This is a genomic window from Rhodococcus sp. (in: high G+C Gram-positive bacteria) (assembly GCF_049286785.1).
Lineage (GTDB): Bacteria > Actinomycetota > Actinomycetes > Mycobacteriales > Mycobacteriaceae > Rhodococcus_F.
The window spans coordinates 1-22,743 of record NZ_JBAQEO010000146.1; the positions used below are offsets into that span (position 1 = coordinate 1).

The window sequence follows — 22,743 nt, forward strand, 5'->3', positions numbered from 1 at the left end:
GTTCTCCGCCGACAGCACGGCGGACCTCGTGTGCCGGTCGGCCGCCGACCGGTTGGTGCGCGAGAATATCGAATTCGCCGAACCGCCAGCGGTTCCGGCCGATATCGGCCGCACTCCGTCCGGGACGTCCACCACCCAGGCCGCGCTCGGTCGGACGTTGCTCGATCTCACCCGCCAAGCTCCCGACGCCGCGAAACGCGTCGTCACCGTCAGCCCCGACGTCAGCTCGACCACGAATCTGGCGGGCTGGCTGAACAAAGTGGGGGTGTGGTCGCCGAACGAGCGCCGCAACTGGTTCGACGACGACGCCGAGACGATCATGCACTGGCGGGAGAAGCCCACCGGGCAGCACATGGAACTGGGCATCGCAGAAACCAACCTGGTCGGGTTGATGGGTGAGCTCGGTGCCACGTGGAGCCGGTGGGGCCAGCCACTGTTCCCGATCGGGGTGATGTACGACCCGTTCGTCGAACGGGCCCTCGAGCCTTGGTCGTACGGTATCTATGCGGGCGGGCAATCGATCCTGGTCGGCACCCCGTCCGGGGTCACTCTCGCCGCGGAAGGCGGTGCCCATCAGTCGATCAAAACCCCGTCCATCGGGTTGGAGCAGCCCGGTTGTGTCAGTTACGAGCCGGCGTTCGCGATCGACGTCGAGTGGACGCTGCTCTCCTGCATCGGACGCCTCGGCCGGCCCGACGGCACGTCGTCGTACCTGCGGTTGTCGACCCGCCCGGTCGATCAGACCCTCGCCGCCGTGCCCACAGATCCGGCCGCCCGGGAACGCCGCCGCCGTCAGGTGGTCGCCGGGGCGTATACGCTGCGCCACGTCGAAAATCCTGCGGTCACGCTCGTCGGGATGGGTGCGATGATCACCGAAACACTTGCTGGCGCCGATCGTCTCGCGGAGCAGGGCATCGCCGCCGACGTCGTGTGCGTCACCAGTCCGGGCCTGTTGTTCGAGGCGGTGCAGGCCCGCCGCGGGCTCGCCGCCGGTCCGTCGTGGATCCTCGACCAGGTGTTTCCCGCCGATCGGGCGGCACCGATGGTCACCATCCTCGACGGCCACCCGCATACCCTCGCGTTCCTGACCGGGATCAACAATGTCCCCGGGGCCGCACTCGGTGTCAGCAAGTTCGGGCAGGTCGGTTCCCTCGATGACGTCTACCGCTACCACGGCATCGACACCGACAGCATTGTCCGCGCCGCCCTCGATCTCGTCGACTGACCTAGGAAGACAACACGTATGCCCACGAATCAGATCGCCGCCACCACGGTTGTATTGCCGTCGCTCGGCGAGAACGTCGCCGAGGCGACCGTCACCCGTTGGCTCGAGGCCCCCGGTGACCAGGTCGAGAGGGAGGAGCCCCTGCTCGAGGTCGCCACCGACAAGGTCGACACCGAAATCCCGTCTCCCACCGCCGGCGTACTCCTCGAGATCTTGGTTCCGGAGGACGTCGTCGTCGAAGTCGGCAGCGCGCTGGCGGTGGTCGGCGAGGAATCTGGCGCCGAGGTCGTGCCGACGCCCGAGCCCCGGCCGGAGCCCCAGCCGGAGCCCCAGCCGGAGCGCCAGCCGGAGCCGGAGCCGGTGGCAGCGTCGGCCGGTACGGATCGGGTGGAGACCCTGCCGCGGATTCGCAGGACCATCGCCCGGCGCATGGTCGAGTCCCTTCAGACCTCGGCACAATTGACGACTGTGGTGGAAGTGGATGTCACTGAGATTGCACGCCTGCGTGATCGGGAGAAGGAGGCGTTTCACCGGCGCATCGGGGTGAAGTTGTCGTTCTTGCCGTTCTTCGTCTCCGCGGCGGTCGAGGCGCTCGCAGAGCACCCGGTGGTCAACGCGTCGCTCGACGCCGATTGCACCGAGGTGACATACCACGGTGCGGTGCACCTCGGTATGGCCGTCGACAGCGACAAGGGCCTGATGGTGCCCGTCATTCGCGATGCCGGAGCCTCGAGCATTCCCGAACTGACCCATGCGATCGCCGACGCTGCGGACAAGGTGCGGTCGGGAACGATCCGGCCCGACGACCTGAGCGGCGGCACGTTCACCATCACCAACACCGGCAGTCGCGGGGCACTGTTCGACACCCCGATCATCAACCAGCCCCAGTCCGCCATCCTCGGGGTCGGTGCCGTGGTCGAACGCGTCGTCCCTGCCCGCGACGACGATGACGCACTACGGATCGGTGTTCGGTCGATGGCCTACCTGTCGCTGTCCTACGATCACCGCATAGTCGACGGCGCCGACGCCGCCCGCTACCTCACCACCGTCCGGCGCAGGCTGGAGGCTGGATTCGATCAGTCGGAGTTGCGATGAGCCTGCAGCTGGTCGGGCTCGGTCTTGTGGCGTACGACTGGTCGCTCGGCACCCACGAGAACGGCAGCCGTCGCAGGTGAACACGTCGTCACCTGCGGCGGGTGGCTAGCGCGTACGGCAGTCCCGACCTTGCCGATGCTCGCCCTCTTCCGGCTCGACGGAACGAAAGCCGAAGCGGCCCGCACCCCTGTCACTTCCGCACCCGCGGGCACTCACCATAGGTTCCGTTGCGCTCGATGCTGCTTCAGAAGAACCGCCACCATCAAGGTGTGCAGGCGCGCCCGGGATTCCTCACGTGTGTCGAAATGGACGAGCCGGCCGATGTCGAGCACCAGACCGAGTGCTGCGTGAACGAGGAATCGGGCTTCAGGGGCAGACAATTCGGGTCGTACCGTGGTGACGAGATGTACCCACTCCTCCACGTGCAGTCGCTGGACGTTGCGGAGACTCGTTCTTTCGTGCGTCGGCAGATTGCCGATCTCGGCAAAGTACACCGATAGAACCGCCGGATTCTCGAAGGCCAATTCCAGGTACGACTCCGCAAGTTTCCGGAGTGCGTCGTCGGGGTCCGTGGCGTCCGCGAGCGCGGCGGAGGTGGCCACTGCGAGCCGGTCGGACGCTCGATAGAACACGGCTGCCAGAAGGTCGGCCTTGCTGGGGAAATGGCGGTACACGCTCGAGGCGTTGATACCTGCGGCCGCACCGATCTCTTCGATGCTCGAATCGTGGTAACCGTGCTGATCGAAAATCTTCACGGCCTCGTTGATCAACAGCTCACGTTTGGACGTCACCGCCAGTCCACGTACTTCGGAACCGATCCCGGCACGAGTCCCGGATCGGGGCCGGGTGACAGGGGGAAGTGTGGACTGGAGAATCGACTCGCACACCGAGGTCAGGAGCGCCTGGAGTCGACGGGTCGCGAGCGCGGTGCGGTGGGCACTGATACTTCCCATCACGCTGAGGGTCGCCGCTGCCAATGTCGTCGCGTCGACATCCGTCAGTTCTGGCCGGCACCCGCGAAGTGGCGTGGCGACGCATTGGGTGACGTGCACGAAGACATCGCGAATGCGTGTGCGGTCGTCGGCCTCCAGGTACCGACCCTCCCAGCGGTAGAGCCCGGCGGTCTTGCGATTCTCGATGGTGTTGGCAGCGAGCGCGGAGACCAGGTGCCCCAGTTGCTCACGCGGTTCGCGGTCCGTGACTTCCTCGAGGGCGGTGTCGGCCGCGGCCTGGAGAGCGTCGGCCGCGCTGGTGGCTGCATGAACGAGCAGGGCATATTTGTTCGGGAAGTGACGGTAGAGCGCCGGCCCCGAGATGCCGATCGCCGCCGCGATGTCGTCGACGCCGACCGCGTGATACCCCCGCTCGCTGAAAGCCTCGGCCGCGACGTTCGCGATCTGCGCCTTGCGGTTCTTGGGCCGACGCCGGACCGACGTCTCGGTGACGGCACCGGCCGCCGCGCTGGTCCGGGCCACGGTCACCTCCGATAATGGGCAGTTCCCTGCCGTGTGATGTGATGTCGATCTTAACCGAGACTCGACTAGCTTCGGACGAGGTATCGCGACATGCAGTCCTCGTGAGGGTGTGTGGACCGGTGAACCGCCAGTAAGAAGCATTCGAATGTCGTGACGTGACTCTTGACACGCAGTCATCTGTCAACATAAGTTAACAGAAATTCGCACGGTGGACTTGGTTCGCGAGGGTCGGAGGTACTTGGATCATGAGTGCAGCCCGGCCGGGTGGGCTCGGCTCGGCTCGCGCCCACCATCCGTCGCTGGATCGCTCTGAACCACAGGGGGGTTCAGAGCGGCGTTCCGTAGCTGGAGTCGTCGAGCGCGGCGCCCGCTCGGCCCGCCGCAATTGTTGCTGGACAAGGCCGCTCAGGGGCGGCACATTCGAAGAGGTGCGCTGACATGTTACGAACCAAATTCACCGATGCCTTCGGGATCGAACACCCCATCGTCCAGGGAGGAATGATGTGGGTCGGCCGGGCAGAACTGGTCGCGGCGGTGGCGAACTCCGGCGCGCTGGGGTTCATCACGGCGCTCACACAGCCGACGCCGGAAGACCTGGTCAAGGAGATCGAGCGGACGCGGGAGCTCACCGACAAGCCGTTCGGTGTGAACCTTACGATCCTGCCGTCCATCAACCCCCCGCCGTACGCCGAATACCGGCAAGCCATCGTCGATTCCGGGATCAAGATCGTGGAGACGGCCGGCTCCAATCCTGTTGACCACCTTCCGCATTTCAAGGATGCCGGTATCAAGGTGATCCACAAGTGCACGAGCGTCCGCCACGCCGTGAAGGCCGAACAGGTGGGTGTCGACGCGGTCAGCATCGACGGCTTCGAGTGCGCGGGCCACCCCGGCGAGGACGATATTCCAGGACTGATTCTCATTCCGGCGGCGACGAGGAAGCTCACCATTCCGGTCATCGCATCGGGTGGCATCGCCGACGCCCGTGGACTCGTCGCCGCGCTCGCGCTGGGTGCGGACGGTGTCAATATGGGCACACGTTTCATGTGTACCGTCGAATCGCCTGTCGCCCACGCGGTCAAGGAACAGATCGTCGCCAACACCGAGCGCGACACCAAGCTCATTTTCCGCACGTTGAGGAACACCGCACGAGTCGCCACCAACGCAGTGAGTTCCGAGGTCGTTCAGATCGAGGCCGGCGGGTGCGAGTTCACGGACATTCAGCATCTCGTCGCTGGGGCGCGCGGGCGCAAGGTGTTCGAGGACGGTGACCTCGACGCCGGGATCTGGACCGCGGGTCAGAGCCAGGGGCTGATCGAGGACATCCCCACAGTCGGTGCCCTGGTGTCGCGGATGGTCGACGAGGCCGAAGCGCTGATCACACAGCGGCTTGTGAGCATGGTCGACACCCGAGTGGGGGCACAGTCGTGACGGTGCCCGCTGTCGAAGGTCTCCGCGTCACGAACGACGACGGAGTACTCCGGATCACCATCGACCGGCCCGATCGGATGAACGCGCTCGATCTCGCCCACCTCGGCGCGCTGGGTGACGTGCTCACGGAAGCGGCAACCGATCCCACGGTACGAGTGGTGATCATCGCCGGCGCCGGTCGAGCCTTCAGTACGGGTGCCGATCTCGCCGCCGCGGCGGAGGCCGGTGGCCGGGAAGCATCACCGGAGGTGGTGATGGACACAGCCAATCGAGTGGTCCGGGCAATGGTCGAGTTGCCCGTGCCGGTGATAGCGCAGGTCAATGGGGCCGCCGCTGGGGTGGGTGCCTCCATTGCGCTCACCGCCGACCTCACCTATGCGTCGGACAACGCCTACCTGCTGCTCGCATTCGTCAACATCGGACTGATGCCCGACGGAGGATCCACCGCCTTGATCTCGACGTCGATCGGCCGGGCCCGCGCAACGCGCATGGCGTTACTCGGGGAACGTATGCCGGCGGTGGAGGCCGAAAAGGAAGGGCTCATCGCGGGTGTTGTTCCGGCGGAGGAACTCGCAGCGCACGTCGACGCCGTCGCGGCGAAACTGGCGCGCGGCCCACGGCGTGCCATCGAGCTGACCAAACGGGCGCTGACCGCGTCGACGCTGGCTGCACTCGATGCCGCTCTGGAGCGGGAGAAGGCAGGGCAGGTGGAATTGCTGCAAGCACCCGACTTCGCGGAAGGCGTCACCGCCTTGCTGACGAAGCGGCCGGCACGCTTCCAGCGCTAGCTGCAGCTAGCTTAAAAGGCAAAGTCGGCGCTGCGACATGCATCTTGTCGCGGCGCCGCGCTATGACCGATGCGAATTGCCGTTAACAACAGTATTCCGATCGGCGCCAAGATCTGTAATACTCGTCACAACCTCCGCGCGGCCTGAACATGAGGGCGACGGACACGAGCACAGCGAAGGGACCACACCGAACATGACATCACGTAGCGAGCTGCTCGAGCAGCCACTGCAATCCCGCCGCAACCATTGGAACAACTGGGTTGCGTCGCACGCGGAGATGAAGCCGGACCACGCTGCATTCCGCTTCCTCGGACAGAACACCACCTGGCGGGAACTTCACGGTCGTTCGCAGTCCCTGGCAGGAGCCCTTTCCCGCCGTGGTGTGAGTTTCGGTGATCGAGTTCTGCTGCTCACTCTGAACCGCACCGAGTTCTTCGAAGCGGTTCTCGCGATCAATGCACTGGGAGCGATCGCCGTCCCGGTGAACTTCCGGCTCACCCCACCCGAGGTCGCGTTCATCGCCCGCGATTCGGGAGCACGGGCAGTGTTCACGGAACCGGCACTGGCGCCTCTCGTCGCCGCTGTGCGGCAGGACGTCGCCGAATTGGGCCTGGTGGTCAACATGGGCGCCGAGACGGAGGGCGACGTCCTCGGATACGAAGAACTGGTGGCAGAGGCCGGGGAGCCGTACGCGCCGGTCGATCTGCCCGAGGACACGCCGTCGCTCATTCTCTACACGTCCGGAACCACGGGAACCCCGAAGGGTGCGGTGCTCTCGCATTCCAACATGGTCGCCCAGTCGATCACCTGTATTCGTGCAATGCGCTACGACCGCGGCGACGACGTCGGCTTCCTCGCCTCGCCCGTGTTCCATGTGGCGGCCCTCGGTTCGGTTGCTCCGATGCTGATGCTCGGCGGCACCACCGTCATCTACCCTCTCAAGGCGTTCAACCCCACCGAGATGCTCGACGTGTGGGAGCAGGAGCGGATCACCACGGTATTCCTCGTGCCGGTGCAGTGGCAGGCCGTCTGTGCTGATCCCACGGCCAAGGACCGCGATCTGGCGCTGCGCGTCATCAGCTGGGGTGCAGCACCGTCGTCGGACACCATTCTTCGTGCCATGGCAGAAACCTTCCCGAATGCGCTCAACGTCGCAGTGTTCGGCCAGACGGAGATGTCACCCATCACTTGCGTTCTCGACGGGGACGACGCCGTTCGCAAGCTGGGGTCCGTGGGCAAGCCGATCCCGACCATCCAGACACGCATCGTCGACGATGAAATGAACGATGTCGAACCCGGCGCCGTGGGAGAGATCGTCTACCGCGGGCCGACGATGATGCTCGAGTACTGGCAGAATCCTTCCGCTACCGCAGATGCGTTCGCCGGCGGATGGTTCCACTCCGGCGACCTGGTGCGCCAGGACGACGAGGGATTCATCTATGTCGTCGATCGCAAGAAGGACATGATCATCTCGGGCGGCGAGAACATCTACTGCGCCGAGGTCGAGAACGTTCTCTTCGGCCATCCCCGTATCCGGGAGGCAGCGGTCGTCGGACGCCCCGATCCCAAGTGGACCGAGGTACCCGTTGCCGTCGTCGCGCTCTCCGACGAGGGCGAGGACCTGACCATCGAAGAACTGTCCGCCTGGCTCGACGACAAGCTGGCACGCTACAAGCACCCCAAGGACATCGTCGTGATCGACGCTCTGCCCCGTAATGCCAGTGGCAAAGTAGTCAAGGGCGATCTTCGAAAGACCCACGGCGCCAACAGCGTTGTGGTGGGCTGACCCTTATACGAGAAACTCGTCGCCGGTCGCCGTAATGGTGGCCGGCAACGGGGGAGGACCGCGTGACGTTCGAGTTGCCACCCGCCAAGGGGCCGGTAAGCCATTTCGCCAACGAAGTCGGCGCCCTCATCGGATTCTCGATCGCGACCATGGTGGCAGCGGTTCGGGTTCTGGTGCGGCGCAGATTGGCCTGGCGGGAACTGTTGGACCAGGCCTGGCGGATCGCATCCGTCACCTCGGCTCCGGCGATACTTCTCATGATCCCGATCGGTGTGTTGATCGCCGTCACGATCGGCAGTCTCGCCGGTCAGCTCGGTGCCGAGGGGTACACCGGTGCCGTCGTCGGGTTCGTGATCGTCGGTCAGGCGTCCGCTCTGGTCTGCGCACTCATGCTCGCCGGTGTCGGCGGCTCGGCGATCTGTGCCGACCTCGGCTCACGGACGATCCGTGAGGAAGTGGAGGCCATGGAAGTCATCGGTCTCAACGTCATCGAACGCCTGGTCGTTCCACGGGTGATCGCAGCAGTCATCGTCGGCATCGCCCTGTGCGCGATGGTGACGGCAGTGGGGGTGTCGGCATGCTTCTTCTTTCAAGTGGTGGTCCAGAACACCTCCGCCGGTAGCTTCCTGACGGCGTTGTCCCAGTACACCCGACTGTCCGACTTCGTTGTTGCGCTCGTGAAGTCGACTGCGTTCGCCATCACCTCGGCTCTGATAGCCAGCTTCAAGGGGCTGCACGCCAAGGGTGGGCCCAGTGGAGTCGCCGACGCCGTCAACGAAGCGGTGGTTCTGGCGTTCATTCTGGTGTTCATCGTCAACACGGTTCTCAGTCAGCTCTATTCCGTTCTCGTCGTTCCGGTAGGTGGATACTGATGGTGGTGGTCAACACCCGATGGCCTGCCGTGCACTGGGCGAAAGCCAAGGCTCGCTATCCGCTGGACATGATGGCGAGGCTGGGCAGGGAATTCACGTTCTACGGCAGCGTGATCGCTGGAATCCCACTCGCTGTTGTGAGGTACTGGCGCCATATCTTGCGGCAGATCGGTGACATCAGTTTCGGGGGAGCCACAATCCTCGCCGGCGGCGGCGCCATCGGCGTCGTATTCGCAATGTCCGCGGTCGCAGCCACTCAGGTGGGTATCGAGGGTCTGCGCGGACTGGACCTCCTCGGAATGGGGTCGATGTCCGGTCTTCTCTCCGCCATCCTGAACACGCGTGAACTCGCACCGGTCATCGCCAGTATCGCGCTCGCCGCCAAGGTGGGCACCGGTTTCACCGCCCAGCTGGGGTCCATGCGTATCTCGGAAGAGATCAGTGCCCTGGATGCGATGGCGATCCGTTCACTGCCCTTCCTTGCGAGCACCAGGCTCGTCTCGTGCCTGATCTGTGTCGTGCCGCTCTATGTTGTCGGTCTGCTGTCTTCCTATCTCGCATCACGATTGGTGATCGTGACCTTCAGCGGGCAATCCGCCGGAACCTACGACTACTACTTCCACCTCATGCTCACCCCCACCGACGTGCTGTACTCCTTCGTCAAGGCGCTGGTGTTCGCGACGATCATCGCCCTCGTCCACTGCTCGTACGGCTACCACGCCTACGGTGGCCCTGAAGGCGTCGGCCGCGCCGCGGGCCGGGCGTTGCGGACCAGCATCCTCGCGATCGGCATCGTGGACCTTCTGCTGACGCTGTCACTGTGGGGTCTCGTGCCGTCCGCTCCCGCTCTGGGGTTGCCGTGATACGTCGTCGCCCGGGTGGTCCGGGCAAGGCCTCGCTCGCCGTGCGCGGAGTGATCGGAGTTGTTGTCGTCGTGGTGGGGTCGGCGCTGCTGGTGGGTTTCGGAACCGGCGCGATCGTCACCGAACCCGTGGTGCGGGCCACTCTTCCCGCCGCAGCCGGTGCGGTGAAGTCGCACGCCACCGTGTCGTACAAGGGTGCCGTCGTCGGGACCGTCACGAAAGTCGATCCCGGAATCGATCAGTCGGGGATGGAGATCGGTCTCGACCCTGATCAGATGGGGAACATACCCGCCTCCGTCCAGGTGCGGGTGGTGCCGCGGACTTTGTTCGGTGATCAGACCGTCGAACTGGTGGCGACGGGGGGAGCAGCGGGAGCAGCGGGAGCCCGGCTCCGAGCCGGGGCAGAACTTCAGCCCGACACCTCTACCGAAACCGTTCAGATGTACGACCTGTACTCGAAGGTCTACGCCATGTTGTCGGACGTGAAGCCCGAGCAGATGCAAGCAGCGATCAGTTCCGTCGCCGACGCCCTACGCGGACGTGGCGCGCAGTTGGGCCACACGATCGACAGCCTCCACGCGGTCGCGGTATCCACCGCGCCCCTGGTGGATACCGTGGCGGAACGTGCGCCGCAGATCGCACGGATCAGCGAGCAACTGCGAGTCTCCGCCCCCGATCTCCTCGCGACGATGGACGCCGCTGCGTCTCTGTCGAACACTCTTGTCGAGAATTCCGACAGCTTCACCGGATTCCTCGCCGCGTCGCTGGTGGTTTCGCGCAACTCCGGTGACTTCTTCGAGCAGAATGCCGACAACATGGTAGCGGTGGCGCTGAACCTCTCACCGACACTGGGAACCATGGCGAGCAAGTCGGATCTGTTGCGCGCCACTCTCGACGAGGTGGGGCCGTTCGGTGACGCGGGTGCCTCTGTCTTCTCTACAGGAAAGTTCGCGGTGCGGGTGGCTGCAGACCTTTCGAATCCACGCCCCTATACCTCCGCGGAGTGCCCGCGGTATCCGGGCCTGAACGGGCCGAGCTGCGGGGGCGGTGAGGGCGAATGAGTAACTGGAAGAGACGGTTCCGCGACCGGGATCTGGTCTCGGGGCTGAAGTTGGCCGCATTCGTTCTCGTGGGTGTTCTCTCTGCGGTACTCGTGATCAACACGTTGCGGGTCCCGGTCGAGGGTTCGACCGTGGGCTACAAGGCACTCTTCACCGATGCGCAGGGCGTGACACCGGGCAGCGACGTCACAATTGCGGGAGTGCGCGTAGGAAAGGTGAACTCGGTCGAGATCGTGGACGGTGATGCGGGGACGGCTACCGCGCTCGTCGACTTCCAGGTTCAGCGCGATCAGGAATTGCCGGCCGATACGAGTATCGCGATCCGGTACGGCGATCTCCTGGGCGTCCGCTACCTCGACCTGTCCGCCGGCTCGCCCGGCGCGGGAAGACTCCGGGAAGGCGAGACCATCCCGCTGGCGAGGACGAAGCCCGCACTCGACCTGACCAGTCTCTTCAACGGATTCAAACCGCTGTTCGACGCCATCGATCCCCAGCAGGTGAACGACCTCGCCACCGAGGTCGTGGCAGTGTTCGACGGGCGGAAGGCGAGCATGGAAACACTCCTGAAGCGGGTCACCGACGTGACGAGCAATCTGGCGAACCACGATCAGGTGATCGGCGAACTCATCGGCAATCTCGAGACCGTGGTGGGAACCGCGGCCGCCCGAGCACCGGAACTGTCCCATCTCGTCGACAGCCTCACAGAATTCACCGGGATGCTCGCCGAGAACAACGATGTCCTGATCGACACCCTCGATCAGAGCGCTGCCGTGAGCCGGTCCGCGCTGCAGATCATCGACGGGCGGGTTCCCGAACTCACCCGATCGGTCGACCGCCTGAATTCGCTGACCGGAGCGATGCTCGGCGCGAATCCGCAGTTCGACCACTTGATGACGGCGATGCCCCGATTCTTCGCTTCGGTGAACCGGGCCGGCGAGTACGGATCGTGGCTCAACATCTACCTGTGCACCTTCATCGTCAATGTCGACGGTCGGCAGGGCGCAGTGGGTCCCGACCTGCATTCGAGGTACTGCCAATGAGTTTCGCAAACAAGGTGCGGGACGTCTGGGACTCGCTCTCCGGCAATCAACGAGTGCGACCGGTCAAGCCCCTGGTCGTCGGTGCCGTGGGCATCGTGGCCGCGGTGCTGGTTCTTGCCGTGGTGGTCGTGGTGCCCCGTTTGAGCTTCGTCGTGCGCACCGACGGGTACACGGCCGAGCTGGCCAATGCTGCCGGTCTGACCACATCGGACTACGTATACGTCGCAGGAGTACCGGCCGGCCGGGTTACCGACGTCGAGCTGGCCGGTGACCACGTCCGCGTCCACTTCCGTCTCGACAATGCCCGGCACCTCGGTACGACGACGTCGGCGGGTGTGAAGTTGTCCACCATCCTCGGAAAGCGGTATCTCGACGTATCCCCCTCGGGGCCGGGAGATCTGGAAGAGGAACGTGTGATTCCGCTCAGTCGTACGAGTGTTCCCTATTCGCTGGACGAGATCGGATCGAGTGCGATCGACACGGCTGCGAATCTCGATCTCGAAGGGCTTCAGAACATGGTCGGTGCAGTGACGGACACGCTGCCGAAAGACGCGACCCTCAACAAGGACGCACTCGCCGGAGTGAGTGCGGCGTCCGCCATCCTCGCCAGAAATGCGGACCAGGTCTCTCAACTGCTCGACAGCTCGAGAACATTGACCGACGTGATGGTCGGCCAGCGAGACCGGATCACGACACTGCTCGGCAACGCCGACGTAGTCATGGACACACTCGCCACCCGGCGCGAGGCAATTCATCAGATGGTCGACGACCTCGAGTCTCTCGTGACGCAGGCGTCTGCATTCCTCGGAGAGAACACCGGTGAACTCGACACCCTTCTTGCAAACGCTCGTCAGGTGACAGATCGTCTCAATGCCAATCTCGCCAACATCGACGCGCTCCTCACCCAGGGCGCACCGGCCGCTCGCGCGCTTGCGAACTCGACCGGAAATGGCGACTGGGCGGACGTTTCCGCCCCGGCCGCGTTCATCGCGGACAACCTGCTGTGCGTTGTCGGCCTCATCACGGGGTGCGAGTGAACGCGGGGGCCCTGCGCAAGGGCCTGGGAATCGGCGGAGTCCTCGCCTTGGTTGTGGCCCTCGTCGTGGTGAGCTGGCTCGTGGTCTTCCGGTCGTCCTCCACCGTGGTGGGTTCCGAATTCGCCTATGTCAACGGCGTTTTCCCGGGCACCAAGGTCACCGTTCTCGGTGTTCCGGTGGGTACGGTCGAGGCGGTGGAACCGCGCGGTTCCACGGTGATGGTGACGATGTCGATCGAGCCGGACGTCACGCTTCCCGCAGAGGTGCATTCGTACGTTCTCGTGTCTTCGGCCATCGGGGAGAGGTTCGTCGAACTGGGTCCGGCATACACCGGTGGGCCGACGTTCGAAAGCGGGCAGACCATCCCTCCGGAACGCAGTCACTCACCCATTACCTGGGACCAACTGATGGACAGTGTCGACACCGTGGTCAAGACTCTCGGTCCCCAGGGTGGCGACGTGGGTCGCGTACTCACCTCGGCGGCGGAATCGACGGAGGGACTCGGAACCGCGATGAACGATGCCATTCGCAATCTCTCCCAAGCGAGTTCGGTCATCGCCGGGAACAGCGACAACGTGGGCGCACTCATCGACAATCTGGAGATTCTGGTGAACACGATCTCCGCGCGCCAGACCCAGGTCGATTCGGTCGCCGGTTCACTCGCCGCCATCGGCGACGAGTTCGCCGGACAGAAATTCGAGATCGGAAACACGATCAGCCAGTTGTCCACACTCCTGGACCAGATCGATCAGTTGGTGACCGCCCGTGGTGGAGACGTCACTGCCAGCGTCGAGAACCTCGCCGGACTGAGCGGCGTGCTGCAGCGGCACGACACCGACCTCGCCGAAATCATGGACCTGGTGCCGCTCCTGGTCGACAACATCCAACGTGCGGTCACGCCGGATCAGCGCGCACGTATCAGGTTGAACATTTCCACCAATCTCGCCCAGGCCGAACCGACGTCGCCGCTGTGCCAGACCGTGGATCCCATCCTCTGCCGAGGCTCCGGAATCACCAATCCCATCCAGTTTCCGCCCAGTATGTCCGACCCGTTCGGACTACGTGAACTCATGGTCGGAGGACGATGACGATCGCGGTGCGTACACGATTTCTCGCTGCATTCGTGATCGCCGGAGTCGCTCTGGCGAGCGCCGGCTGCTCGCTCAGCCTGCGGGAGGTCCCGGTCGGACGTACCCCCGACGGCCCGTCCTACGAGATCGCTGCGGAGTTCGGCAGCGTCGACCGCGTCGTCCCGGGGGCCGAGGTCCGCGTGGGTCAAGACGTGGTGGGGCGGGTATCGGAGGTGTCCACGCAGCACTTCACAGCGAGGGTGGACATGCGGATCCGCAACGACATTCCCGTCCCGCGGGACGTGACGGCTCGCATCGAGTTGCCGACCGCGCTCGGCAACCCCTTCATCCGGCTCCAGATCTCCGATCCGGGGGGAGCCCCGTTGAGGGAAGGCGACGTGATACCGCTCGCGCAGACGTCCCAGGGGCCCGACATCGAGAGCGGGCTCGCGGCTCTCGCGACGGTCCTGAACGGTAGCGGCATCGACCAGATGCAGTCGATCATGAACGAGCTGACCACGGCTTTCGCGGGCCGATCGGACAAGGTGCGAGATCTGGTGGACATGTTGAACAACACGCTCGGTGTCGTGAACGACCATCGCGACGAGCTGAACAGGGCAATGGTGTCGTCGAACGCGTTCGCTTCCGAACTCGCTGCGGGACAACCGGTGCTGGACCGGGGTCTCACCGAGATGTCGCCGATGATCGACCTGCTGGTAGCGCAGCGCGATCAGATCACCGCGTTGATGGAACAGGCGTCGCGGCTCAGTCGCGAGGCCGACAGTTTCCTCGGCAGCGCGGGCACCGAGTTGTCCGCCGAGATCAGTGACGCCACGACCGTGCTGGCGGCGCTCGACGGATTCGAGTCGGAACTCGCACCCACGCTGAACTCCCTTGCGACCTTCCTCGGCGGATTCGCGGGCGCGACGCCCGGAGACTATGTGACCTTCGACGGCACGTTCGATGTCACGGCCGTCATCGCCAAGCTGCTCCTGGGTTCGGCGCCGATCGAGTTGCCGGAGGCCCGCACACTGCCCGAGGTGCTCGGAGGAGGCGTCCGATGATGACACGACACGTCGTGGCACAGCTCATCTTCTTCATCGTGATCTCGATCGCCGCCGTGCTGTTCGGGCTGAGATACGTTGCCGGCCCGGACACCTTCGGCGACCCGATACATCTCAGTGCCGAGCTGCCCGATGCGGCGGGTCTCGCGCCAGGAGCCTCCGTCAACTATCGCGGATTCGGCGTCGGCACTATCGGTTCCGTCGACGTGAACACCGAGGGCACTGGTGTGATCCTCGGACTCCAACTGCATCAGGGCACCCAGATCCCCGCCGGATCGACGGCCAAGATCAGCACCGAGAACCCGGTGGGAATCCAAGCGCTCGACATTATGCCGAGCAGCGACGACGGCCCCTATCTCACCAACGGCGACACGATCGAGGTTCCGCCGGACGGAATCCCGAAGTCCCTGGACGCCACCCTCGTCCAGGCGACGGACCTGGTCGACACGCTGGACGTGGACGCGCTGTCGTCACTGGCCGACACCTTCGGGACCGCGTTCGGTGGCACGGGTCCGGACCTGCAGAATCTGCTCGACAGCTCGGCGCGGATGGCTCAGACGCTGGAGAGCCGCACCGACGCACTGTCGACCATCGTGAACAAGGGCATGCCCCTGCTCGACACCATGGACGGGGTGGCTGGTTCCCTGCCGGGCTCTCTGAGCACTGCGCGCGGCGTGCTCGAGCAGTTGCAGGCGCAGGACGGCGCGTTGGTGGATCTGCTCACACGCTCCCCGCAAACGATGGCCAGCCTGGATTCGCTCCTGTCCGGCAACCGGGACTCCTTGGGGGCGATGATGGCCGGTCTCGTTCTTCCCACGCAGATCATCGGCGACCGCACGCCGTCGCTCGAGCACGGGCTCACCATCATGCCCGAGGCACTTCCGAAGATCGGCTCGATCGCCAAGGGTGGCCTGGCGGATCTGTTCCTGGTCGGCACGCAGGGACCGATGTGCGTGTACGACGCGCCGCGGCGCCTGGTGACCGAGGCAGAACCTCGCGAGCCGGCACTCGATTGGACCTGTCAGCCACAGGAGTACCTCGAGCAGCGGGGTGCGGTGAACGCTCCGCGCCCGAACGATCTGGGTCAGGCCAACGCGACCAGGAACGGCAGCGTCTACGGCCCGCCGGCCGCCGACGACCCGTTCGTGATCGACCCGCCACTGACGGGTCACACCCCGCGTTAGGTACACGAACGAGTTCAGGGAGTAACCGATGATCAAACCGCCGGATCGTGGAGTGGACGGCACCGAGGTCGCCGGCCGGCTCAGGCGGCTCACCCAGGCCGCTCTCAACGCCGACGTGACGATGGGCCGCGTCGACGGGGTGGCCGACGAGATCGGCAACTCCCTTGACGAGTTCCATCGCGTGTTGTCTCGATTCGAGGCAATGCTGGACAAGTTCTCGGCAGGACTCGACGGCTTTGCGGACACGGTGCGCTCGGTCGACGAACTCGTCGGATTCGTGGCGGGGACCGATCAGGATCTGGACCAACTGCTCCTGCGTATAGGCAGGATTGTCGAGACGGTCGACTGGTTGCTCACGCCGGCGGTCGTTGCCCGTCGGCAGTTGTCCCGACTCCGGCCCTTCTGAGCTGACCGGTTCTCCGGGCTGACCGGCGCCGGCGAGCGGAGTTCAGGCCGGGCTTCCCGCTGCCCGGCGGTAGCCGCTCACCGCCGGATACGTGAAGATCACGATGGCCCCCACAGACCAGGCCACCGCCTTCATCAGTGGCTCGGCGACGGGGCCGCCCATGGACAGCCCCTTCATTGCATCGATGGCACACGACATCGGCTGGTTCTCGACGAACGGCTGCAACCACGTCGGGTATGCGGCGGTCGGCACGAATCCCGAATTGAAGAACAGCAGGAGGGTACACAGCAGCGAGAGAATCTCCACCAGCGGAGCCTTCGCAGAATTGACGGCCAGAGCGGTCACGAGGGTGGCGAAGCTGACACCGAACAGCAGGGGCAAGAACATGAGCGCGATGCCCGCCAGAATTCCCTGATCGAATCGGAAACCGAGCGGAAAACCCACGGCGATGATGCACACCGTAGTGAGCATGATTCGAACACACTCGGCGAGCAGCCGGCTGATCAACCCTGATGCTCTGTGGACGGGCAGAACCCAGAATCGGCTCAGCAGCCCGTCGGACCACTCCTTCTTCAACGACAGCCCACCCGCGATGGATCCGAACATGGCGCCGACCAGCGTGATCATGGGAACGGTCCCGAAGATGCTGTTCACCCCGGTGGCTTCGGTGATCGAGATTCCGAGCACCGCCCAGAACATGATCAACATCAGGGACGGATACAGGATCGCTTGGAGCATGGTGTAGGGATCCCGTGCCCAGCGGAGCAGCAATCGCCGGGTCTGAAGCAGGCTGTGCGAGACCAGCGCGGCCGGGGAGTTCTCCGGGTGCGGATCGATCACCTGAGGAAACGTCACTCGAGTTGGTGCGTCCGATCGATACTCTGTGGTCATCCTCGCCTCACATTCGACCAGATCGCCAAGGGAACGAAGGTCAGCACCAGGCCCCCGCACCACAGGAATGTCGGAAGTAGTTGCTGGAATGAGATCATTCCGTCCGACATGGCACGCAGGGAGTTGGAGAACTGCGAAATCGGCTGGTTCCGGACGAAGCCCTGCGCCCAGTCGGGAAACTGGGTCTCCGGGACGAAGCCCGAAGAGAACATACCGAGAATCAGTTGGGGGAGGGTCAACGCCTGACTGGTGATTTCGGGACTACGAGTAAGAGTCCCCAGAGCATCCGCCCCGGTCGTGAGCGTGAAACCGATCAACATCGCCAGACCGCAGAAGGCTGCTGTCAATGCGAATCCACCGACGAAGCGGAACCCGATCAGGTATCCGTATCCGACGGCGGCGCCGAGCGAGATCGCCGAGTGGATGAGGGATGCAGTCATACGGGAGAGTAGGGGAATGGCCGCCCCGACCGGCATCGTCTGGAACCGATCGTTCATGCCGTTCGAGGCCTCGGTGGCCGCACGATGGGCTGCCGAGATTGCCGTGAACGCCATGGCCTGCAGGACGATGATCGGCATGACGAATTGGGCGTAGTCGATGCCCTGGAACTTCATCACCAGCCGCAGCGGCAGGTAGAAACCGACGGTGAAGATCAAGGGGGCCAGGACGGCGATGAAGAATTGGCCGGTCACCTGCATCGTGTGCAGGTTGCGCTGCGACAAGGCCAGCCATTGCTGAAACCCTGAGGGCTGCGCCCGCCGGTGCTTGCCCGCGAGCAGACCGTCGAAAGCCACCGTGGCTGCCGAGGGGCTCACGAGGGCAGGCTCTCGTCGGCGTGGACTCGACCGGTGAGCGACAGGAAGACATCGTCCAGCGAGGGACGACGGAGGGCGATGTCGGCGAGAGCGATCCCCGCGAGATCGAGGCGGCGCAACACTTCGGCGAGGGTTTGGGCGCCGTGTTCCGCAGGAATGGAGAGCCGGTCGGATTCCGCCTCGATGAGGAGGTCGGGCGGGCCGAGGCTGCTGAGGATCTCCCGGATACGCGGCAGGTCGTCGAGGCTGACAGGCACCACCTCGCAATAACTGCCGCCGGTGCGGGCCTTCAGTTCGTCGGCCGAACCCTCGGCGATCACGGTTCCCTTGTCGATGACGACGATGTTGTCGCTGAGCAGGTCGGCTTCTTCGAGGTACTGCGTGGTGAGAAGGATCGTGATGCCCTGTTCCTTGAGTGCGGCCACCAGTGACCACACACCCTGGCGACTTCGGGGATCGAGGCCTGTCGTCGGCTCGTCGAGAAAGACCACTTCGGGCCGGATCACGAGCCCGCACGCGATATCGACGCGCCGCCGCATACCGCCGGAATAGCCGGAAACTCTCCGATCGCCCGCCTCGATAAGGTCGAACTGGGTAAGTAGATCGTGCGCGCGAGACTTGGCCGACGACTTGGGCAGTCCCATCAGCCGGCCGAAGAGCACGAGGTTCTCGCGGCCGGTCAATGACTCGTCGAGCGCTGCGTACTGGCCGGTCATCATGATGCTGCGACGAACGTTCGCGGCATCGCCCACTACGTCGTGCCCGGCGACGAACGCGCGTCCCGCGTCGGGGCGTAGAAGGGTGGAGAGGACGTTGACTGTGGTGGTCTTACCCGCGCCATTGGGGCCCAGGATGCCCAGGACCGTGCCTCGTGGCACTTCGAAGCTCACACCCCGCAATGCTGCGACATCACCGAAGGACTTCTCGATTCCCTCGACAAGAACGGCAGCTTCAGAGGCAGGCATGTCCTCGAGTATGTCATGGCGAGACCGAGCCCAAGGCCGTCTGCAGGGACCGGGCGCACGCACTCCTTGCTTCCGGAAACGTCTGTAACGCGTCGAGATGCATACACGATCAATACCGGACGCGTGTACCACTTTCCCGCTGCTACCGTCGCCTATCGCGGGGTCACCCAGGTCGTGATGTCTGCGTGGACCACTTCGATACCTGCGACGTTCAGAATGCGCACAGGCACCACGAAATCGATTCCCTCGGTGATCGTCGTGAAGTCGGGAAGCTCGCGAAGTTCTGCGACTGCTCGCAGTCCGCTGTCGGCCGCGGTGAGGTAGTCCACCTTCATCGACTTCGGAATCCAGCGGTGGGTGGAAGGTACGGTCGCCTCGCACAGCATGCCCATCGCCGCCTCGGCGAGATTGCAGGCTGCGATCGCGTGAAACGTGCCGAGGTGATTGCGTACGCCCCACCATTTCGGCGCGGACACCTCACAGTGACCGGGCGTCATCTCGGTAACGTAGGGGAGTATCGAGCCGAAGTAGGGAACGCGTACACACAGGCCGATGGAGAACAGCGCGCGCCCGAGTGCGTTGTCGGGCAACTTCTTCCAGGCGGCAAACGTCGGGCTGGGAGCGGTCATCACTTAACCTTACTCGTCGGTAAGATAAGCGGGCGTCGGTAGTGCTCCCCGCCCGGTTTGATGTCTTGGGACTGGTACGGCATACTGGTCGGGTTGCCTTGTCTGGGACGCGATCGATTGCGGCCCGAAGTAGGTGAGGTAAAGCGTCGTGAGCAGGTTGGAAACAACCAGGTCGCGGCCATGCAAGACGGAAGCAGTACCTGATGTGCGCTCGATTCGAGTGCATCCGGTGCGCGTTCCCGGCCTGAGAATCGGAAGAGTCCTGGGCCGGAGGATGGGCGAGAGGGCGACACGCCCGACCGCGTGTACCGGAGAACCATGACAGATGAACAGCGGCAGCGGATCGGGTATGTCCCGGTCGCCTAGCGTTCGGACAGTTGCGGCCCGCTTCAGGGACTGTGCAGACGAGGTAGTTCGGCCCGCTCGGGTGGACTACGAAACGCGGCAAGAAAAGGACACTAAGCGTGGCGGGACAGAAGATCCGCATCAGGCTCAAGGCCTACGACCATGAGGCGATCGACGCGTCAGCGCGCAAGATCGTCGAGACGGTGACCCGTACCGGGGCCCGTGTCGTTGGACCGGTGCCGTTGCCGACCGAAAAGAACGTGTACTGCGTCATCCGCTCGCCGCACAAGTACAAGGACTCGCGCGAGCACTTCGAGATGCGTACTCACAAGCGGCTTATCGACATCCTCGACCCGACGCCCAAGACGGTGGACGCGCTCATGCGCATCGACCTTCCGGCCAGCGTCGACGTCAACATTCAGTGAGCGCGGCGGAGACAAAAACAATGACTGATACCAAGATCAAGGGAATCCTGGGCACCAAGCTCGGCATGACCCAGGTCTTCGACGAGAACAACCGGATTGTTCCGGTCACCGTCGTCAAGGCCGGGCCCAACGTCGTGACCCAGATCCGTACCGAAGAGCGTGACGGCTACAGCGCCGTGCAGCTCGCGTTCGGCGCCATCGACCCGCGCAAGGTGAACAAGCCGAAGTCCGGCCAGTTCACCAAGGCCGGCGTCACCCCGCGCCGCCACGTTGTGGAGCTCCGCGTTGCCGACACCTCGGAGTACGAGGTCGGCCAGGAACTTACCGCCGAGGTCTTCGAGGACGGCGCCTACGTCGACGTCACCGGAACCAGCAAGGGTAAGGGCTTCGCCGGAACCATGAAGCGCCACGGCTTCGCCGGTCAGGGTGCCTCGCACGGTGCACAGGCTGTTCACCGTCGCCCCGGTTCCATCGGTGGTTGCGCCACTCCAGGCCGCGTGTTCAAGGGAATGCGCATGTCCGGACGTATGGGTAGCGACCGCATCACGACGCAGAACCTCTCGGTCCACAAGGTGGACGCCGAGAACGGCCTGCTGCTGATCAAGGGTGCGATCCCCGGCCGCAAGGGTGGCCTCGTGATCGTCAAGAGCGCAGTGAAGGGTGGTGCACGGGCATGACCAGCACCGAGACATCGACGACCAAGCTGACGCTGGACGTCAAGGTCGCCGGCGGCAAGACCAACGGCACCGTCGACCTCCCCGCGGAGATTTTCGACGCGCCTGCAAACATCGCGCTTCTGCACCAGGTCGTTGTCGCGCAGCTCGCAGCTGCACGGCAGGGGACCCACTCCACCAAGACTCGCGGCGAGGTTCGCGGCGGTGGCAGGAAGCCGTACCGCCAGAAGGGCACCGGCCGCGCCCGTCAGGGTTCGACTCGTGCACCGCAGTTCGCCGGTGGTGGCGTCGTGCACGGCCCGCAGCCGCGCGACTACAGCCAGCGGACCCCCAAGAAGATGAAGGCTGCCGCTCTCCGCGGTGCCCTCTCCGACCGGGCGCGCAACGAGCGCATCCACGTGATCACCGAACTGGTTGCCGGGCAGACTCCTTCCACCAAGGCTGCACGCACTTTCCTCGGCGAGATCTCGGATCGCAAGAAGCTTCTGCTGGTCGTCGGCCGCCAGGACGTCGCAGCGTGGAAGAGCGTGCAGAACCTGGACGGTGTGCATCCCATCGCACCCGACCAGCTCAACACCTACGACGTGCTCAACAGCGATGATGTCGTGTTCAGCGTCGAGGCGCTCAACTCGTTCATCCACGGGCCCGCCGAGACCGCCCAGGAAGAGAACAAGGAGGAGGGTAAGTGACGACCATCGCCGACCCCCGCGACATCCTGCTCGCCCCGGTCATCTCCGAGAAGTCCTACGGACTGATCGAGGAAGGCACCTACACCTTCCTGGTGCACCCGGAGTCGAACAAGACGCAGATCAAGATCGCCGTCGAGAAAATCTTCGGTGTCACCGTGACCAGCGTCAACACCGCCAACCGTCAGGGCAAGCGCAAGCGGACCCGGTTCGGTTACGGCAAGCGCAAGGACACCAAGCGCGCGCTCGTGACCCTCTCGGCCGACAGCAAGCCCATCGAGATCTTCGGAGGACCGGTCGCGTAAGCGCCGGGACTTGACGAGATATAGAGGACTAGAAGACTCATGGCAATCCGTAAGTACAAGCCGACTACCCCGGGCCGTCGTGGCTCGAGCGTCTCGGACTTCGCCGAGATCACTCGGTCGACCCCCGAGAAGTCGCTGGTTCGCCCGCTCCACGGACGCGGTGGACGAAACGCACACGGTCGCATCACCACCCGACACAAGGGCGGCGGGCACAAGCGCGCCTACCGGCTGATCGACTTCCGTCGTAACGACAAGGACGGCGTTCCGGCCAAGGTCGCTCACATCGAGTACGACCCCAACCGGACCGCGAACATCGCACTGCTGCATTACGCAGACGGTGAGAAGCGCTACATCCTCGCCCCCAAGGGCCTGGTGCAGGGTTCACCGATCGAGTCCGGCGCCGGCGCCGACATCAAGCCGGGTAACAACCTGCCGCTGCGCAACATCCCGACCGGTACCACCATCCACGGTGTGGAGCTGCGTCCCGGCGGCGGTGCCAAGATGGCCCGCTCGGCTGGTGCCAGCATCCAGCTGCTCGGCAAGGAAGGCCCCTACGCCACGCTGCGTATGCCGTCCGGTGAGATCCGTCGCGTCGACGTGCGCTGCCGCGC

General features: G+C 64.5%; 24 protein-coding genes. 19 read left to right on the forward strand and 5 right to left on the reverse strand.

Annotation, left to right across the window (positions count from 1 at the left end):
* Together WAW17_RS05825 and WAW17_RS05830 are read left to right on the forward strand one after the other, a co-directional pair.
* A partial coding sequence (locus WAW17_RS05825; RefSeq protein WP_422332060.1) for a transketolase-like TK C-terminal-containing protein occupies positions 1-1,225 on the forward strand: 1,225 nt, incomplete at its 5' end.
* A gap of 18 nt (positions 1,226-1,243) precedes the next feature.
* Positions 1,244-2,320 carry a 2-oxo acid dehydrogenase subunit E2 gene (locus tag WAW17_RS05830; RefSeq protein WP_422332061.1) on the forward strand — a complete coding sequence of 359 codons (1,077 nt, stop codon included), beginning with the start codon at positions 1,244-1,246 and terminating at the stop codon, positions 2,318-2,320.
* A 212-nt stretch (positions 2,321-2,532) separates the two neighbouring features.
* On the opposite strand, the gene WAW17_RS05835 is transcribed toward WAW17_RS05830, so the two are convergent.
* Positions 2,533-3,801 (reverse strand): TetR/AcrR family transcriptional regulator, encoded by a 1,269-nt coding sequence (locus WAW17_RS05835; protein ID WP_422332062.1) that lies wholly within the window; start codon positions 3,799-3,801, stop codon positions 2,533-2,535.
* Positions 3,802-4,233: 432 nt separating this feature from the next.
* On the opposite strand from WAW17_RS05835, the gene WAW17_RS05840 reads away from it, so the two are divergent.
* The 12 genes from WAW17_RS05840 (at position 4,234) to WAW17_RS05895 (ending at position 16,397) form a co-directional block, all read left to right on the forward strand.
* Positions 4,234-5,226, forward strand: coding sequence for an NAD(P)H-dependent flavin oxidoreductase (locus WAW17_RS05840; RefSeq protein ID WP_422332063.1), 993 nt, complete (start codon positions 4,234-4,236; stop codon positions 5,224-5,226).
* Complete coding sequence (locus WAW17_RS05845; protein ID WP_422332064.1) at positions 5,223-6,014, forward strand: enoyl-CoA hydratase; 792 nt, start codon at positions 5,223-5,225, stop codon at positions 6,012-6,014. The genes WAW17_RS05840 and WAW17_RS05845 overlap by 4 nt, the downstream gene beginning before the upstream one ends.
* Before the next feature lie 193 nt (positions 6,015-6,207).
* Positions 6,208-7,800, forward strand: a complete 1,593-nt coding sequence (fadD5, locus tag WAW17_RS05850; RefSeq protein ID WP_422332065.1) for a fatty-acid--CoA ligase FadD5 — start codon at positions 6,208-6,210, stop codon at positions 7,798-7,800.
* Positions 7,801-7,862: 62 nt separating this feature from the next.
* On the forward strand, positions 7,863-8,672 hold the full coding sequence (locus tag WAW17_RS05855; RefSeq protein ID WP_422332066.1) for an MlaE family ABC transporter permease: 810 nt from the start codon (positions 7,863-7,865) through the stop codon (positions 8,670-8,672).
* A 2-nt stretch (positions 8,673-8,674) separates the two neighbouring features.
* Entirely contained in the window at positions 8,675-9,535 is an 861-nt protein-coding gene (locus tag WAW17_RS05860) for an MlaE family ABC transporter permease (RefSeq protein WP_422332082.1), read from the forward strand.
* Complete coding sequence (locus tag WAW17_RS05865; RefSeq protein ID WP_422332067.1) at positions 9,532-10,596, forward strand: MCE family protein; 1,065 nt, start codon at positions 9,532-9,534, stop codon at positions 10,594-10,596. The genes WAW17_RS05860 and WAW17_RS05865 overlap by 4 nt, the downstream gene beginning before the upstream one ends.
* Positions 10,593-11,636 carry an MCE family protein gene (locus WAW17_RS05870; RefSeq protein ID WP_422332068.1) on the forward strand — a complete coding sequence of 348 codons (1,044 nt, stop codon included), beginning with the start codon at positions 10,593-10,595 and terminating at the stop codon, positions 11,634-11,636. The genes WAW17_RS05865 and WAW17_RS05870 overlap by 4 nt, the downstream gene beginning before the upstream one ends.
* The gene (locus WAW17_RS05875; RefSeq protein ID WP_422332069.1) at positions 11,633-12,673 is read left to right on the forward strand and encodes an MCE family protein; all 1,041 of its coding nucleotides are present in this window, start codon (positions 11,633-11,635) and stop codon (positions 12,671-12,673) included. The genes WAW17_RS05870 and WAW17_RS05875 overlap by 4 nt, the downstream gene beginning before the upstream one ends.
* Positions 12,670-13,761 (forward strand): MCE family protein, encoded by a 1,092-nt coding sequence (locus tag WAW17_RS05880; RefSeq protein ID WP_422332070.1) that lies wholly within the window; start codon positions 12,670-12,672, stop codon positions 13,759-13,761. Before WAW17_RS05875 ends, WAW17_RS05880 begins: the two co-directional genes overlap by 4 nt.
* Positions 13,758-14,807, forward strand: coding sequence for an MCE family protein (locus WAW17_RS05885; RefSeq protein WP_422332071.1), 1,050 nt, complete (start codon positions 13,758-13,760; stop codon positions 14,805-14,807). Before WAW17_RS05880 ends, WAW17_RS05885 begins: the two co-directional genes overlap by 4 nt.
* Positions 14,804-15,991: an MlaD family protein gene (locus WAW17_RS05890; protein ID WP_422332072.1), complete on the forward strand. Its 1,188-nt coding sequence runs from the start codon at positions 14,804-14,806 to the stop codon at positions 15,989-15,991. Before WAW17_RS05885 ends, WAW17_RS05890 begins: the two co-directional genes overlap by 4 nt.
* A 28-nt stretch (positions 15,992-16,019) precedes the next feature.
* Positions 16,020-16,397 (forward strand): hypothetical protein, encoded by a 378-nt coding sequence (locus WAW17_RS05895; protein ID WP_422332073.1) that lies wholly within the window; start codon positions 16,020-16,022, stop codon positions 16,395-16,397.
* A 42-nt stretch (positions 16,398-16,439) separates the two neighbouring features.
* Here the strand turns inward: WAW17_RS05895 and WAW17_RS05900 are convergent, their stop codons facing one another.
* The 4 genes from WAW17_RS05900 to WAW17_RS05915 all read right to left on the reverse strand — a co-directional run bounded on the left by WAW17_RS05900 (position 16,440) and on the right by WAW17_RS05915 (position 19,697).
* Entirely contained in the window at positions 16,440-17,288 is an 849-nt protein-coding gene (locus WAW17_RS05900) for an ABC transporter permease (protein WP_422332074.1), read from the reverse strand.
* Positions 17,285-18,103: an ABC transporter permease gene (locus WAW17_RS05905; protein ID WP_422332075.1), complete on the reverse strand. Its 819-nt coding sequence runs from the start codon at positions 18,101-18,103 to the stop codon at positions 17,285-17,287. The genes WAW17_RS05900 and WAW17_RS05905 overlap by 4 nt, the downstream gene beginning before the upstream one ends.
* Positions 18,100-19,068, reverse strand: a complete 969-nt coding sequence (locus WAW17_RS05910) for an ATP-binding cassette domain-containing protein (protein WP_422332076.1) — start codon at positions 19,066-19,068, stop codon at positions 18,100-18,102. Before WAW17_RS05910 ends, WAW17_RS05905 begins: the two co-directional genes overlap by 4 nt.
* A gap of 152 nt (positions 19,069-19,220) precedes the next feature.
* A complete protein-coding gene (locus WAW17_RS05915; protein WP_422332077.1) occupies positions 19,221-19,697 on the reverse strand; it encodes a hotdog fold domain-containing protein in 477 nt (158 codons plus the stop codon).
* A 464-nt stretch (positions 19,698-20,161) separates the two neighbouring features.
* Here WAW17_RS05915 and rpsJ point away from each other — a divergent pair, with 464 nt between their 5' ends.
* The 5 genes from rpsJ to rplB all read left to right on the forward strand — a co-directional run.
* The gene (gene rpsJ / locus WAW17_RS05920; protein ID WP_003938093.1) at positions 20,162-20,467 is read left to right on the forward strand and encodes a 30S ribosomal protein S10; all 306 of its coding nucleotides are present in this window, start codon (positions 20,162-20,164) and stop codon (positions 20,465-20,467) included.
* Positions 20,468-20,487: 20 nt separating this feature from the next.
* Positions 20,488-21,144 carry a 50S ribosomal protein L3 gene (rplC, locus tag WAW17_RS05925; protein WP_422332078.1) on the forward strand — a complete coding sequence of 219 codons (657 nt, stop codon included), beginning with the start codon at positions 20,488-20,490 and terminating at the stop codon, positions 21,142-21,144.
* A complete protein-coding gene (gene rplD, locus WAW17_RS05930) occupies positions 21,141-21,830 on the forward strand; it encodes a 50S ribosomal protein L4 (RefSeq protein WP_422332079.1) in 690 nt (229 codons plus the stop codon). Before rplC ends, rplD begins: the two co-directional genes overlap by 4 nt.
* Positions 21,827-22,132, forward strand: a complete 306-nt coding sequence (gene rplW / locus WAW17_RS05935; RefSeq protein ID WP_422332080.1) for a 50S ribosomal protein L23 — start codon at positions 21,827-21,829, stop codon at positions 22,130-22,132. Before rplD ends, rplW begins: the two co-directional genes overlap by 4 nt.
* A 39-nt stretch (positions 22,133-22,171) precedes the next feature.
* Positions 22,172-22,743: 50S ribosomal protein L2 (rplB, locus tag WAW17_RS05940; RefSeq protein WP_422332081.1), on the forward strand; the 572-nt coding region annotated here is incomplete at its 3' end.